This is a genomic window from Aeromonas finlandensis (assembly GCF_000764645.1).
In the GTDB taxonomy this organism is placed as follows: domain Bacteria; phylum Pseudomonadota; class Gammaproteobacteria; order Enterobacterales; family Aeromonadaceae; genus Aeromonas; species Aeromonas finlandensis.
Genome location: NZ_JRGK01000105.1, coordinates 1 through 14,547 on the forward strand (window position 1 = coordinate 1; position 14,547 = coordinate 14,547).

Annotated in this window: 13 protein-coding genes and 1 tRNA gene; 6 read left to right on the forward strand and 8 right to left on the reverse strand. The window is 54.9% G+C overall.

Annotated elements, in window-relative coordinates; all coding sequences use genetic code 11:
• Both LD28_RS0110360 and gshB read left to right on the forward strand, forming a co-directional pair.
• On the forward strand, positions 1 to 341 hold a 341-nt coding region (locus LD28_RS0110360), incomplete at its 5' end, for an RsmE family RNA methyltransferase (protein WP_033136891.1).
• Between the two features lie 138 nt (positions 342 to 479).
• Complete coding sequence (gene gshB / locus LD28_RS0110365) at positions 480 to 1,433, forward strand: glutathione synthase (protein WP_033136892.1); 954 nt, start codon at positions 480 to 482, stop codon at positions 1,431 to 1,433.
• A 119-nt stretch (positions 1,434 to 1,552) separates the two neighbouring features.
• Here the strand turns inward: gshB and LD28_RS0110370 are convergent, their stop codons facing one another.
• Positions 1,553 to 3,178: a methyl-accepting chemotaxis protein gene (locus tag LD28_RS0110370; protein ID WP_033136893.1), complete on the reverse strand. Its 1,626-nt coding sequence runs from the start codon at positions 3,176 to 3,178 to the stop codon at positions 1,553 to 1,555.
• 129 nt (positions 3,179 to 3,307) lie between these two features.
• On the opposite strand from LD28_RS0110370, the gene LD28_RS0110375 reads away from it, so the two are divergent.
• Together LD28_RS0110375 and ruvX are read left to right on the forward strand one after the other, a co-directional pair.
• On the forward strand, positions 3,308 to 3,862 hold the full coding sequence (locus tag LD28_RS0110375) for a YqgE/AlgH family protein (protein ID WP_033136894.1): 555 nt from the start codon (positions 3,308 to 3,310) through the stop codon (positions 3,860 to 3,862).
• A 42-nt stretch (positions 3,863 to 3,904) separates the two neighbouring features.
• A complete protein-coding gene (ruvX, locus tag LD28_RS0110380) occupies positions 3,905 to 4,327 on the forward strand; it encodes a Holliday junction resolvase RuvX (protein WP_005343821.1) in 423 nt (140 codons plus the stop codon).
• Between the two features lie 52 nt (positions 4,328 to 4,379).
• Here ruvX and dtpB read toward each other — a convergent pair whose 3' ends face one another.
• The 6 genes from dtpB to LD28_RS0110410 all read right to left on the reverse strand — a co-directional run bounded on the left by dtpB (position 4,380) and on the right by LD28_RS0110410 (position 11,356).
• On the reverse strand, positions 4,380 to 5,885 hold the full coding sequence (gene dtpB / locus LD28_RS0110385; protein ID WP_033136895.1) for a dipeptide/tripeptide permease DtpB: 1,506 nt from the start codon (positions 5,883 to 5,885) through the stop codon (positions 4,380 to 4,382).
• Between the two features lie 684 nt (positions 5,886 to 6,569).
• A complete protein-coding gene (yidZ, locus tag LD28_RS0110390; protein ID WP_033136896.1) occupies positions 6,570 to 7,541 on the reverse strand; it encodes an HTH-type transcriptional regulator YidZ in 972 nt (323 codons plus the stop codon).
• 216 nt (positions 7,542 to 7,757) lie between these two features.
• Entirely contained in the window at positions 7,758 to 8,723 is a 966-nt protein-coding gene (locus tag LD28_RS22975; RefSeq protein WP_156120180.1) for a hypothetical protein, read from the reverse strand.
• Between the two features lie 21 nt (positions 8,724 to 8,744).
• On the reverse strand, positions 8,745 to 9,068 hold the full coding sequence (locus LD28_RS0110400) for a Bor/Iss family lipoprotein (protein WP_033136898.1): 324 nt from the start codon (positions 9,066 to 9,068) through the stop codon (positions 8,745 to 8,747).
• Positions 9,069 to 9,563: 495 nt separating this feature from the next.
• Positions 9,564 to 9,830, reverse strand: coding sequence for a hypothetical protein (locus LD28_RS21940; protein WP_156120181.1), 267 nt, complete (start codon positions 9,828 to 9,830; stop codon positions 9,564 to 9,566).
• A gap of 260 nt (positions 9,831 to 10,090) precedes the next feature.
• Positions 10,091 to 11,356 carry a RidA family protein gene (locus LD28_RS0110410; RefSeq protein WP_033136899.1) on the reverse strand — a complete coding sequence of 422 codons (1,266 nt, stop codon included), beginning with the start codon at positions 11,354 to 11,356 and terminating at the stop codon, positions 10,091 to 10,093.
• 827 nt (positions 11,357 to 12,183) lie between these two features.
• Between LD28_RS0110410 and LD28_RS24005 the strand changes: the two genes are divergently transcribed.
• Positions 12,184 to 12,279, forward strand: coding sequence for a hypothetical protein (locus LD28_RS24005; RefSeq protein WP_156120182.1), 96 nt, complete (start codon positions 12,184 to 12,186; stop codon positions 12,277 to 12,279).
• Between the two features lie 121 nt (positions 12,280 to 12,400).
• On the forward strand, positions 12,401 to 14,233 hold the full coding sequence (locus LD28_RS0110415) for an SLC13 family permease (protein WP_033136900.1): 1,833 nt from the start codon (positions 12,401 to 12,403) through the stop codon (positions 14,231 to 14,233).
• Positions 14,234 to 14,439: 206 nt separating this feature from the next.
• Here LD28_RS0110415 and LD28_RS0110420 read toward each other — a convergent pair.
• A tRNA-Leu gene (locus LD28_RS0110420) sits at positions 14,440 to 14,523 on the reverse strand.
• Between the last annotated feature and the right edge of the window lie 24 nt (positions 14,524 to 14,547).

Here is a 14,547-nt window from a genome sequence, read left to right on the forward strand (position 1 = left end):
GGCAGAAGGTGGTGATCAGCGCCTGCGAACAGTGCGGCCGCAACGTGGTGCCAGAGGTGCGCATGCCGATGGAGCTGGATGCCTGGCTGGCAGAAGAGACCAAAGAGCTCAAACTCAACCTGCATCCGCGCGCCGAGTACAGCATCAACACTCTGCCGGTCCCGGAGCATGGCGTACGCTTGCTGATTGGCCCGGAAGGGGGATTGTCGAGTGACGAGATCGCCCGTACCGTGCAGGAAGATTTCAAAGAGATGCTGCTGGGGCCGCGGGTGCTGCGCACCGAAACCGCCGCCCTGACTGCGATTACTGCGCTGCAGTGCCGCTTTGGCGATCTCGCCTGAAACCAGTCCAATGTCTTACTGCGAGGTCGTGATCAAGGCTCATGCGCTGCTCTTTACCTTGCTGACGACCTCTCGCGACAGACTTTGAACAGGTTTTAAGAATCTCACTCGCAATCGAGCTACCAGAAGGATATTCGGATGACCATTAAACTCGGCATCGTGATGGACCCCATCTCGGCCATCAACATCAAGAAAGATTCCAGCTTTGCCATGCTCGAAGAGGCGCAAAAGCGCGGCTATGAGCTCTTCTATCTGGAGATGAAGGATCTCTACATGGAAGCCGGTCGTGCCTTTGGCACCATGCGCCCGCTGACCGTCAAATATGACTATGCCGACTGGTATACCCTCGGCGAGGTGGTCGATCAGCCGCTCTCTGAGCTGGATGTGATCCTGATGCGCAAGGATCCGCCGTTCGACACCGAATTTATCTACGCCACCTACATGCTGGAGCGGGCCGAGGATGAGGGTTGCCTCATCGTCAACAAGCCGCAGAGCCTGCGTGACGCCAACGAGAAGCTCTACACCGCCTGGTTTGCCGAGCACACCCCGACCACGCTGGTGACCCGCCGCGCTGACAAGCTGCGCGCCTTCCACGCCCGGCACAAGGACGTGATCCTCAAGCCGCTGGACGGCATGGGTGGCGCCTCCATCTTCCGCATGAAGGAAGATGATGCCAACGTCGGCGTGATTATCGAAACGCTCACTGCCCACGGCAGCCAGTACTGCATGGCGCAGACCTACCTGCCCGCCATCAAGGATGGCGACAAGCGGGTGCTGGTAGTGGACGGTGAACCGGTTCCCTACTGCCTGGCACGCATTCCGGCGCAGGGGGAGACCCGTGGCAATCTGGCAGCCGGTGGCCGTGGTGAAGCGCGCCCCTTGAGCGACGCCGACTGGGCTATCGCCCGTGCGGTGGGCCCTGCCTTGAAAGAGAAGGGGCTCATCTTCGTCGGCCTCGACATCATCGGCGATCGCCTGACCGAGATTAACGTCACCAGCCCGACCTGCATTCGCGAGATTGAAGCGGCGTTCGACGTGCATATCACCGGCATGCTGATGGATGCCATCGAGCGTCGGCTGGCGAAAGCCTGAGCCTGAGCCTGCACAGGTTACATCGCAACTCGCGATAGTGAATGAATGGCAATGAAAAGAGGCGGCCCCGGGGCCGCCTCTTTTCCATCCTGCCTTTGAACATTCCTGCCTCTGCCCCGTCAACAACGGAACTGCCCCACCTTCTGCTTGAGATCGCTCGATAGCTGCTCCAGCTCGTGGCAACTCTGGTTTAGCTCGGAGGCCGCCGCGGTCGACTCGGTGGCAATCTGGGCGATATTGACCACGTTGCGGGTGATCTCCTCGGCTACCTTGCTCTGCTCCTCCGCTGCGGTGGCGATATGGGTGTTCAACTCGTTGATCTGCTCCACCGAGCTGACAATCTCGCCAAGGGCCTTGCCGCAGGCGAGCACGGTACGGTTGGACTCCTCCACCTGATCCAGCCCGCGCACCATGCTGCTGGCCGCATCACTGGCTCCCTGCTGCAACTTGATGATGGTCTTGCCAATCTCTTCGGTCGAGCGCTGGGTACGTTGGGAGAGGGTGCGCACCTCATCGGCCACCACTGCAAAACCGCGCCCCTGATCCCCTGCCCGTGCCGCCTCTATCGCCGCATTGAGTGCCAGCAGGTTGGTCTGCTCGGCAATGCCGCGAATGGCGTCCATCACGCTGCTGATGTCGCGGCTATCGTCGGCCAGCTGAGTGATCATCGCCGCCGTGTCCTGAATATGGGACGACAATGCCGACATCCGGGCGATGGCATCCTCAACAACCAGATGGCCCTGGCGGGCACTTTCGTCCGCAACACGGGCAGCATCCGCCGCCCCGGAGGAGCTATTGGCCACTTCGGCCACCGTCGCGCTCATCTGGTTCATGGCGGTGGCGGTCTGGTCGGTCTCAGCCTGCTGCTGGGCAAAGCGCTGGCGGCTCTCCACCCCGATATGAGCAAGACGAGCTGACTCCTTGGCAAGATGCTCCGCCACCTCGTTGATCTGGTTAATCAAACCACGAAAGTGGCTGATCACCTGATTAAGCGATTGGGCCAGCGCCCCCATCTCGTCCTTGCGCAGCACCGGCGCCTGCTGACTCAGGTCGAGCTCGGTCTGCATGCTGCGCAGCACCCGGTTCATCGCTGCCAGCGGCTGGCTGACGCTGCGGCTGGTCCACATGCCGAAGAAGAGCACGCAGCCACCGCCGACCAGAAACAGCAGCAGGAAGAGCTGGAACAGTTGATCTTTGAGCTGGGTGAGCTCTGTCATGCTCCGTTCTGCATCAGTCAGCTGATACTGCACCAGGGCACTTACCGCATCGCTGAGGGGATCGATGGCACCATAAAGCGGCATGATCTTAGCGCTGAGGTGGGCGCTCACCTGCTCTGGCCCGCCATCGAGTACCTTCACCACGGCCGTTATTTGCTGATCGGCCGCCGCAAAAAGCATCTGGACCTTGTCCGCCTCCAGCTTTTCCCCCGGTTCCATCTTCATATTGATGTAGTGCTGCCAACTCTCTGCCACTTCACGCTGGGCCTGAGTGATGGCTGCCTTCGCCTTGTCCGGGGTAAAACCCCCCACATTGGCCTTGTTGGTCGCATCGATCACGTTGACGGCGTAGAGGTCGGCAATATGTTTGAGCTCTTTGAGCTGCACCACCTCTCCCTCATACATGGCGTTCATTCCCGCCATCAGCTGAGACATTGCCTGGGTTGCGCCCACCAGCAACGCCATCAGTGCCAACAGGGGCACTACACAACCCAGGGTCAACTTCTGTCTGATTGAAATACATTCCATGTTTTTTCTCTCCTGCACCGTTTGATAAGTGGACAAGACACTCCCGATAAAAAGCGGTTTTTCCCAATGTGATGAACTGCCATAATTGCCCTATTCATCTTTCAACGACCTTTGCACTATTTGGCCCCTATGCAAACACTGCAAAATCACTTCCTGCTGGCTATGCCAAGCCTCTCAGACCCCTACTTCGAGCGATCGCTGGTCTATCTGTGCGAGCATAACGAAGAGGGTGCCATGGGGCTAGTCGTCAACATTCCTGTCGATATGTCGCTGGAAACCATGTTGACCCAGCTCAAGCTCAACCCGCCCGGTAGCCCGGAGCTCAAGCAGCCGGTCCTGCAAGGGGGGCCGGTTCACGCTGACCGCGGCTTCGTGCTGCACAGCTTCCGCCCCGGTTTCAGCTCAACCCTGCAGGTGGGAGATGAAATGATGGTGACTACATCCAAGGATATACTGGAAACCCTGGGTACGAGTGAATCTCCTGCTCACTGGTTGGTTGCGCTCGGTTATGCAGGCTGGAGCGCCGGACAGCTGGAACAAGAGCTGGTAGATGGCGCCTGGCTGGTGATCCCCCCCAATCCGGACCTGGTGTTCAAAACCCCCATTCACAAACGTTGGCAACAAGCCGCCGCCAGCATAGGGGTGAACCCGGTTCACCTCTCCAGCGACGTCGGCCACAGCTAACTCCAGCAACGCCTCTGGCGTTGCATTTCGAGGATTTTTTTCATGTCATCACGCAGCATCATGGGCTTTGACTATGGCACCAAGAGCATTGGCGTCGCCATCGGTCAGGAGCTGACTGGCACTGCCCAGCCTCTGCGCGCCCTCAAGGCCAACGACGGCATCCCCAACTGGGACGAGATTGAGAAGCTGCTCAAGGAGTGGCAACCGGACCTGCTGGTGGTCGGCCTGCCACTGAACATGGATGGCACCGATCAGGAGATCACGGTACGGGCCCGCAAATTCGGCAACCGGCTGCACGGCCGTTTCGGCAAGCCGGTGGAGTTCAAGGATGAGCGACTCACTACCACCGATGCCCGCGCCCGACTGTTTGAGCGAGGCGGCTATCGCGCATTGGAGAAGGGTAGTGTGGACGGGGTATCGGCGCAGCTGATCGTCGAAGCCTGGATGGAAGAGCAGTACAACTAAGCCATCAACAGCGAGGCAAGGGGCGACACCCTTGCCTCGCACTATCCCTTCATTACGCCTGTGATTGACCCGCCACCAGCCCCTCGGACTCTGTCGGGCTCGCATTCATCATCCGGTTGAGCCAGGGCACCATCAGCCCCATTACCATCGCGATCAGCAGGGTCGCCATCCCAATCTTGCCAAACACGTCGGTGTAGATCGGCAGCGTCTGCAGCGGATCATTCATCCCTTCCGGCACGGCGGTAAAGGTTGCCACATAGCCCCCCAGCAGGGATGCCATCGCCTGGGTCAGGAACCACATCCCGAGAATAAAGCCCATCAACCGTTGCGGCACCAGCGCAGCCACCATCGCCAGCCCCAGGGCGCTGATCATCAGCTCACCCAGACTCTGGAACAGGTAGATAAGCACCATAAACCAGGGGGAGGTGAGCCCCTGCTCATCGGCAAACCACCAGCCGGACGCTGCTGCGGTCAAAAAGCCCAGCGAGCAGAAGAACATCCCGAGGGTGAACTTGAGCGGCATGGTGAGATCCCGTCCCTTGCTGCCCATCCGGGTATAGATCATCGCCAGCACCGGGCTGCCCACCACCACCCAGAAGGGATTGAGTGCCTGGAAGCTGATGGGGTTGACGCTCATCCCCAGCATCTCGTGATGCATGTTGTTGATGGCAAAGAAGTTCAGGGAAGTCGGCATTTGGGCATAGAGCACATAGAAGAGCACCGCCTCCAGCATCAGCACGAAGGCCACATACATCTTGTTGCGGCCCACAGTGTCGAGCTTGAACGCCTCGCGAAAGAAGAAGATCACCACGGCGATGGTCACCGTCATCAGCACCATATTGGCAATCACCACGTGGTGCATCAGCCAGGCGCAGAAGAACACCATCGCCACCGAGCCCAATATAACCAGCAGCAGCTTGCTGTAATTGAGCGGCAGATGATCCGGCTCGGAGCCAATATCCTTGACCATGTTGCGGCAGGCAAAGAAGGTGAGCAGTGCAATAATCAGCCCCACTCCACACAGGTTATAGGTCACGGTATAGCCGTAGTGATCGGCAATAACCGGCGCGAGTGAGAGGGAAATAAGGGAGCCGATATTGATCGACATATAGAACAGGGTAAAGGCCCCATCCAGACGGGGATCTTTTGGCTGGTAGCATTTTGAAAGCAGGCTGGCCGGATTGGCCTTGAACAGGCAGTTACCTACCGCGATCGTGCCCAGCGCGTAGAAAATCAGGTCAGGATTATAGATAGAGAGACCGGTCATGAAGTAGCCGATCACCAGTACCACCGCCCCCAGCACCATGGTGCGCTTGGTGCCGAGCACATGGTCACCGACATAACCACCGACCGAAATCAGACCATATACCAGCGCCGAGAAGGCACCGAAGGTAATAAAGGATTGCTCTTGGGAAAATCCCAGTTGCTGCACGAAGAAGACCGCCAGGATCCCCTGCACGCCGTAATAACCGAAGCGCTCCCAGAGTTCGACGAAAAAAATCATGAAGAAGGGTTTGGGTTGTTGTAACAACCCCGTGGGTGTTGTAGCTGGACGCATATTAACCTGCCTTTATTGAGGTTTATTTTTATTAATCTGGTGGTGGCTGCCGCCCTATTTTCTGGTCCGTCATTGCCATAACAGGTAGCGCTGTCAGCCTGCCAATCTGGATATTTGCGGGTGCACGTGCCCCGTTCGATGAAAGGTGTTTTTCATCTAGCCGGTTTCAATCTCGCGTTATCGGGGGATGGTGAATGGTGTCGCGCTGTGCCGTTACCGGCTAATGGACTCCACCTCTGCTGCATCCCTGCACTCAAGCCGGTTTATCAACCTTGATGCTTACTCTCCCTCTGCTCCGTCACACACGGCAGGTGGCCCGATAGCCGGGGCGTGGCACAACCGCAACCACAGACGACCTGTGGGGTGGGCTCACTCAACTGCTCTGCGGGCAATCATCCTACGCGGGATCTGTTGAATCCCGCCATTTCAAGGGTTGCCATGCTATATCACTGCAAATAAAGGAACTTAATGGTCGATCACACTTTAAAAGTGATATTGAATGAAGTTTTCTAATGAAACTACATGAATTTTTTTCGTGTAAAGAGCCTCACTCGAGACGTGACGTTAACGCCAATCTGTGTATATAGAGCTGAATGAAACATGACGTAAACAAGTGAACCTGCAGTCGGTAAATCATGGCTGCGCGAAGACAAAAAAGCCGGAGCATCTTGCTCCGGCCTGGTTTTATCTGAGCGAGAGGCTCGACTCGCGGTGATAGAGCTGCCTGATCTCGTTGAGTAACCACATCACTTTGGCATCCTGATTGTGGCGTTTGTGCCACAGCAAGATGAAAGTGAGCTCAAGCTGCTTGTAGAGCTTCTCGGGCAGTGGCAACGGCCTGGTCACCAAATTGGGATGGTATTTTGCCGCAAAACCGGCGCAGTAGGAGGGGGCTACCGTGATCAGTTCATGATGGGATTGGGAGGCGATATGGAGGGACTGTTCGAAACTGGATACCATGATGGGGACCTTGCGCTGTAGCCCCTCATCTTCCAGCAGCATATCCAGGCTCCAGGTCTCTTTGACCTCCAACACCACGCTGCTATGGGAGCAAGCCAAAAAGTTTTCCAGCGACCACTCTTGTTGAAGCAGCGGGTGATCATTGCGTAAGAATGCCACCGGCACATCGTGAAACAGTACCTCGTGATCAATGTAATAGGGCAGGTTGCTGAGCTTGACCAGAGAGCGGTCATAACGCTCGCGAACACAGACACCGAGATCGGCATCGCCATTAACGAGGTCAGTGAGCGAATGGTGATTCCACCCCTGCATCTTGACCACCGCATTGGGGTACTTCTCATGGATGGTAACGGGCAAATCCCCCAACAGACTGTTGTAGAAGGGGGATTGCATCACCAGATTGAAGCGGGCCCCATCGGGGATCGCCTCGCTATTGAGCGAAGCGATCCTGCCGGTGAGCTGGAACCAGGTTTCCAGCTCGTCTTCCAGCGTCAGGGCGAGGTTGGTCGGCATCAACCCCTTGCGTCCTCGCACAAAGAGCGGGTCGGCAAACCAATCCCGCAGCTTGGCCAGCGCCTTGCTCACCGTGGAGGGGGTTACACTAAGCTGTTTGGCCGCCCCAGCCACACTGCGTTCCACCATCAGGTATTTGAATACCACCAGCAGGTTCAAATCGAGCTCACCCAGTGTTCGCATACTTCCTCTCATCAAGGGCGCTTCCCGTAAACTAACCTTCCGGGCTGTACACTATTGCCTCTACATGCTGATCGACAGCGCTATAGTGCGAGACCACTCGCTGAAAGCAAATCCGCAAAGCACCAGAGTAGATAGCCTGTATTCTCTCTGCGACACCATAACCATACATTGCTGAATCGTATACCGCTAAATAATAGGTGATCTAGCACTCACCCATTATTTGCGCTTGTTCATCATCAATACGACCCCATCCAGTTCAGGGAAGCCGATTACCAGTGTATCTAACCCGCTATTATCCTTAAACGTCGCACCATAAGCTATTGACCCATTTTTACCTTTGGCCAACCTTTCGCTATTGATATAATCGCTCGGAGTCCATTTGTCCCCTTTCGCTGGATCAAACAGGCACTTATCAAACCCGGTAAAAACAAATTTATCAAACCTCGTTTTACCTGATGAGATCGCATCCCCCACCAGAGTGCATCCTGCAGCTGGAAGCATCATTGTAACTGTTACCTTTTCACCGTTGCGGGTCGTTTCCACATTTCCCAGCATATCGGTGCTATATCCGTTATTTTCATTCCAGCTATCAGTGTTTATGGCTCGGGTTGTCAATTCTTGCAAAGATATTTTTTCAGCCCACTTTATATGCATTGATGTACCTGTGCCAGATAAATCCAGCTCAGTATGTGTTGGGGAGGCATAAACAGGTTGGTTCTGGTGAAATTCAGGTATAACGTGAACAATATTATTGTAAGGAATATCGACCTGGTTGATGACTGACACTGCGGGTATACTACCGCTTGCTACGTTTCGATTTATTCTACGACTTATACTTGTGAGTTGAACTGAATTAGGATCGCTTTTTAATATATCATCACTACTTTGTTTTACCCACCACCAGGTAGTTACCAGGCTGTTTTTGGCCCATATACTCCATCGAGAGCTATTTTCCCCATCAATCTTCTGATATTTTAATGCAAATCCGGTTGAAAGAACCACCTGCTGGTCGGGGTTTCTATATTCAGCTTTATAGAGTACTGCGTTAGGGATAGTAACATGATCTAATACCGGTTCTGCAGTCTTTACGCTTGGTTTCTCTTCTCCACCAGAAGAACCGCCACCGCAACCATATAGCGTACTCAGGCCAATCACAGCCAATAATATACTCTTCAGTTTCATCACTTTATCTCCCTGCCGTGTTTATCCAGCACAATCAATTCTTGCTGTGCGAGGTGCATAAATACCGAAACTCAAGCTGCCAAATACAGAATCCCAAAAACCTCGTTTTGTTTCTATCCGCACGACATTTTCTATACCGTGACAAATAGATGCAGCGTCAATGGTGTCATTCATACCGAAGTCGATATCGGAAAAGAAAAAGTGGCTGGTAATTTCTTTCGAGCTGACTATCGCACCGTGGTTAAGCGCAAATGCCTGGGTGCCATCGGAATGCACCGTATTTTTTGCACAACCACTGAGCAATACGGTCAGACCCATGACCGCGATAGTTTTGTGATTAATCATGTGAACAACCTTTCTAGTTCTGTTAAGCAACTACATCGGGCTTTAATGAAAATAGACAGGTAGCAAGAAATGACGGCCTGCAGTATAAATAAAGCCACCAGGAAGTTGTAACGATATACTTCATGAGTGTTAAATTATTAAAAGACATTTCCTGATGTAACATCCAGATGTAAAAACAGGGGGATAATGTCAAAATAAGTTTATATTATTTATGTGCAGCAGCTCGACACTATGGATATAATCTAGTGTGATACAGCAACTTTTATTATTCATAATAGTATGTGACAACCTAGATAGTGACGTCTATAGAAAAATGGGAAATCGGAACATTCCACTTAAGAAGGGGTGTTAAAAATTTGCTAATATTGATAAGTGTAACCGTTACGGTACAATTTATACCAGCTGCCATCTATTCTTTCACCCGGTGTTTCTTCCCAGATCAGACATCCGCCACTGCTTCCCCATTGCCATTATACAGATACTCATTTGGATTTATTAGGGGGAGGAAAGGGTATTCAATCTGTTTATCGCGCTCACATACGCGATGACTTCGCTCACCTGACCGTTGTCCTGACGCAGGTTGATTTTATCTACCAGCAATGGTGTACGTCTTTGCCTGTGAGCCACACCTTCCTGACGCATTAACAGCATGGCCTCATTGCTCGAGAGTGCTCTTTTCCTGAGTTGTGCAGCGGGATAGGCGGGATACAGGCTATCGTTCCTATTTGTGCGCGAGCCGCTGATAGTTTGCTTTGCTGTCATCGGCTCCATCTGTATAAACATGACTCAGCTTGCGCCGCAGTGTCGGCAACAACCCGGAAGGTGAGTGAGCCAAGGTTGATAAGAGATTGGTTGTATTGCAGCCCGTTGGTGAAGTGAAGCAACTTGCCCATGAATGCTGACGGGGATAATCAGATCAGCACCTCCTCAGTAAGTGCCATTCAAGCAGCATCTGCTTGGGCAATAACGCCGCCGATCACAGCAGGGCCCTAACATCGTGATGTTAGGGCCCTGCTTGTTAATTAATGTTGCGGCGGGGTACTTTCCGCATTAGACATCACTGCATCCATCTGGATGAGGGCGCCGGCGGGCAGCTCGCGTACCGCAATCACGGTACGGGCAGGCAGGTAGCTTGGGAAGTAGCGGGTGTAGATGGCATCCACCTCGGCCAGATCCGCGATATTGGCAACCTGGATATTGACCTTGACGATATCGTCCATCACGTGGCCGATGCTCTCCACAATCGCCTTGATATGGCCGAGGCACTGGGCGGTCTGCTCCCGTACGCAACCGGCCAGGATCTTGCCAGTGGCCAGATCGACCGGCAACTGGCCAGCGATATGGTTGTAGTGGGAGAAGGCGACGGTCTGGGTATGCAGGGCGCTGCGGGGTGCTTTGTCGGTATTGTGCGGGCGGATCACCAGATTGTGGCGGTCTTCCACCAGCTGCGGCGGTGTACCGTCACCGTGGGAGATAACTGCATCCATCTGCACCAGCGCACCCATTGGCAGGGCGGAGGCCGCAATTACGCTGCGGGCCGGCATGTAAGCGGCAGCGCGGGCAATGGCCGAGTCGGGGAAGAAGGTGGTATAGACCTCGTTGACGGCGTCCAAATCGGCCAGATTGGTCAGATAGACGGTTACCTTGACGATATCGTCGAAGGGCACGTCGATCCCTTCCAGTACCGCCTTGATGTTGTGCAGGCACTGGGCTGCCTGCTCGCGGATGCCGCCGCCAATCAGGGCGCCAGATGCGGGCTCAACCGGCAGTTGGGCACCGATATTGTTGTAGTGAGAGAAGGCGACGGTCTGGGTGGAGAGCGGATCTTGCGGCGCACGGGCACTGTTGCGGGAGAGCTTCACCAGCGGGCAGGGGGCTTGCGGGAAGGTGCCTTCGCCATTGGAGATGATGGCGTCGATCTGCACCAGTGCATTGAGTGGCAGGGCGGCCACGGCGAGGGTGGTGCGGGTCGGTAGATAGCCCGGGAAGAATTCGCGATAGACGGCGTTGACCGCCTCCAGATCCGCCATATCTTTCAGGAAGATAGTTGCTTTCACCATATCGTCCATCACATGGTCGATGCTCTCGACGATGGCCTTGATATTGGTGAGGCACTGTCTGGCCTGCGTTTTTACATCGCCACTCACCATCTTGCCGGTTTTCGGATCGACCGGCAGCTGGGCGGAGATATTATTATAATGAGAAAATGCCACCGTTTGAGTATAAGGCCCGATATTCTGGGGGGCGTTAGCGGTATTTTTTGCGGATTTGATAATAGTGCCACTCATATTGATATTCCTTCTTTAATATTTGTTGTTAACTCAGGTACAGATTTACCCCATTTTTTGTGCACCACGGCCATTGTGCCATCGGTGGCATCCTCGGTTATTATTTGTCATCCACTCAATAGCAGAATGGAATAAGAGAGGGAGAGCGTGATATAGGGTAGATATTTTAGTCGTTGCGATTTTATGAGTCGTTATCCGGGGATGCAAACCGGGATCGCATTTCTATGAGATGGCTCAATGCTCGCAAATTTAACCTTGTTGCTATTCAATTCACGTTGAATAGCCGCCATCCTGGCAAAAAAGGGCCCTGAATCAACGGACAAGCCGGTCAGGGCAAGGTGTGGAGGATTGAATGACGAAAAGCGTGGCTATGCATAATGAGTTAATGATATGCAGCCATGCTGCGACTAAACGATTTTATTGTGCATGAATATGTATTTTTGCTTTTTCCAGGTATCTATCTTTAATCGTGAAAATATGCTAGCCGAAAGTAATGAAACATCGGTTAAAGATGTAGCTGGAATATAATTCAATATATTTGCATGAGCGTTTGTAAAAATTATGGATAGAGATACCGCTTATCCGTTGATTTCGCTCTATTTGAGCTCGCTATATATATGAAGAAATATGCCATGAGATTGCATCGGGACAATATCGGTGGAATATCAGCAGAACGCTGCATGCTGAAAACGTGAAGAAATGGTTGGGTGACGGGTGACGGGTGACGGGTGACGGGTGAATAAAAGAGCGGTGAGCAAGGAGATGAATGCGTGCAGGCGAGCAACCCCTCTGCGTGGGGCTGGTGAGTCAATGAGCAGTCGGTTGATATCGGCCGCGTCATTCTAAGGGGGAGGAGGGGCAGGACTTTTGTCCGCCCCCATATCAAAGAAATCGCCTGTTGTGCCCGGTTATTCCAGCACTGATGGGTTATGGTGCCCCCGCTGGCCGGACTTTATTGATATGTAGCAAGATGATAGCGCCGTGGCTGTGGTCTGATAGAGTCCACTCTCCGGGAGGAGAATCACGTGATAACAGGAGGTTGCATTGAATTCCGAGCTTGTTTGGGTGCTCTGTCTGCTGGCTGGCGCCATCTATCTCTTTATGACCAACAAGGTGCGCATGGATGTGGTGGCCCTGGGTGTGGTCATCCTGTTTGTACTGAGCGGCACCCTTACCCTGCCGGAGGCGCTGGCGGGCTTTAGCGATCCCAACGTTATCCTGATTGCCGCCCTGTTTGTGGTGGGTGAGGGGTTGGTGCGCACCGGCATCGCCTATCAGGTGGGGGATGCGCTGGTGAAGGTGGCGGGCAGCAGCGAGACCAAGCTGCTGGTGCTGCTGATGGTGGCGGTGGCGAGTCTGGGAGCGGTGATGAGCAGCACCGGGGTGGTGGCCATCTTTATCCCGGTGGTGCTGAGCGTGGCGAACCGGATGGGAATCCCGGCGGGTCGTCTGATGATGCCCCTCGGCTTTGCCGGGCTTATCAGCGGCATGATGACGCTGGTGGCCACGCCCCCCAACATGGTGGTCAACAGCGAGCTGATGCGCCACGGTATTCACGGCTTCGGGTTCTTCGGTTTCACCCCCATGGGCGTATTGATCCTGGGGCTGGGCATTCTCTACATGCTGCTGGTGCGCGGCTCTTTGGTGGGCGAGGGGGAAGAGGGCAAGGGCAAGCCGCCCGGGCGCCGAACCCTGCGCGATCTGATCCGTGACTACCGGCTGGCTGGCCGGGCCCGTCGTCTGGCGCTGCGGCCTGATTCGCCTCTGATTGGCCATACCCTTGATGAGCTGCAACTGCGCGCCCGCTATGGTGCCCACGTCATCGGGGTGGAGCGCTGGCGCAAGTTCCGCCGGGTGATGGTGCCGGTGTCGGGGATCAGTGAATTTCAGGCGAAGGATGTGCTGCTGATCGACATGTCAGACCCCGAGGTTGATGTGCGGGCGTTTTGCAGCGAGGCACGGCTCGAACCGATGATCCTGCGCGGGGAGTACTTCTCCGATCAGGCGCGGGAGGTGGGGATGGCCGAGGTGTCGCTGATCCCCGAGTCCACGCTGCTGGGTAAAAGCGTGAGGGAGGTGACCTTCCGCTCCAGCTATGGTCTGAGCGTGGTGGGGCTGCGTCGTGACGGTGAGGCGCTGGCAGGCAAGCTGGTGGACGAGCCGCTGCAGATGGGGGACACCTTGTTGGTGGTGGGGAACTGGAGCCATATCCGGCTGCTGCAGACCCACAGCCGCGACTTTTTGCTGATGGGGTTGCCTGCCGAGGTGGACGAGATGGCGCCAGCCCGCAGTCAGGCTATCCACGCGCTGGTCTGCCTTGGGGTGATGATCCTGCTGATGGTGACCGATCCGGTGCCCAACGTGATTGCGGCGCTGATCGCCTGTCTGCTGATGGGCAAGTTTCGCTGCATCGACATGGAGAGTGCCTACAAGTCGATCCACTGGCCGACCCTGATCCTGATTGTCGGCATGCTTCCCTTCGCGCTGGCGCTGCAAAAAACCGGCGGGGTGGACCTTATCGTCGGTGGTCTGATGAATGCGGTGGGGGAGATGGGGCCGCGGGTGATGCTTGCCAGCCTGTTTGCCCTCTGTGCGGTGATCGGGCTGTTTATCTCCAACACCGCCACCGCGGTGCTGATGGCGCCCATTGCGCTGGGCACTGCGCAGCAGATGGGGGTGTCGCCTTATCCGTTTGCCATGACCATCGCCATCGCCGCCTCGGCTGCCTTTATGACGCCGGTCTCGTCACCGGTAAATACCCTGGTGTTGGGGCCGGGCAACTACACGTTCGCCGACTTTATCCGCATCGGGGTGCCGTTCACCCTGCTGGTGATGGCGGTGAGCGTGGTGGCGATCCCCTGGTTCTTCCCGTTCTGATAACCGGGATGATGAATGTGTGTACAAGCGGCCCGCGGGCCGCTTTTTTGTGGCCGTGAGAGGAGATTGGCAAGGCGTGCTCGGAATGAGTGAAGAGGGACGTGAACGTGAATTAACGTAGAGAGGATCGAGAGAAAAACTGGGGAGAGGCAGATTTCAGATACAAAAAAACCAGCGTGAGCTGGTCTGTTTGGTACTGCTATTAATGGTGCGGAAGGAGAGACTCGAACTCTCACGCCTAGGGCGCCAGAACCTAAATCTGGTGCGTCTACCAATTTCGCCACTTCCGCAATATTAATGGTGGCTATGACGGG